A 733-nucleotide genomic window follows, 5' to 3' on the forward strand; every position below is an offset into this window, starting at 1 on the left:
CTACAATAGTAATCGACGCTGCCCTTTGCAAGCCAATATCAGTTGCGATAGCCACCAAAGGTTGCGGTCGCACAAAAGTGACAGCAATTTAATGCGACATCCGGGCCGAGGCGTGATAACCGCCCGGTCGCACCGGTTCGCCCCCAAGCCGGCGCCAGAATCGCGAAGACAAATCAGGGCGTTTCCCCTTGAACCGCATCATCCCGCTTATCCTGGCGGTCGCACTTTTCATGGAGAACATGGATTCGACCGTGATCGCGACGTCGCTGCCGGCGATCGCCATCGACATCCACACCAGCCCGATCGCGCTGAAGCTGGCGCTGACGGCTTATCTGGTGTCGCTGGCGATCTTCATCCCGATCAGCGGCTGGATGGCGGACCGGTTCGGAGCCAAGACCGTCTTCCGCGCCGCGATCGGCGTCTTCATCGCCGGCTCCGTCGCCTGCGCCTTTTCCAATTCGCTGCCGGCTTTCGTGGTGTCGCGCTTCCTGCAAGGCATAGGCGGCGCGATGATGACACCGGTCGGACGCCTGGTGCTGGTGCGCGCCACGCCGAAGAACGAACTGGTCGCGGCGATGTCCTGGCTGACCGTGCCGGCACTGGTCGGACCGCTGGTCGGTCCGCCGATCGGCGGATTCATCACCACCTATTTCACCTGGCACTGGATTTTTCTGATCAACGTGCCGATCGGGCTGATCGGCATGTGGCTCGCCACGCGGTTCCTGCCCGAAAC

The 733-nt window shown here is 61.9% G+C and carries 1 protein-coding gene; it reads left to right on the plus strand.

The window, feature by feature from the left end; translation table 11 throughout:
- Nucleotides 1–188: 188 nt before the first annotated feature.
- The coding region (locus EOD07_RS36155) for an MFS transporter (RefSeq protein ID WP_127238490.1) at nucleotides 189–733 on the plus strand (545 nt) is incomplete at its 3' end.

This window comes from Mesorhizobium sp. M2C.T.Ca.TU.002.02.1.1, assembly GCF_003997225.1.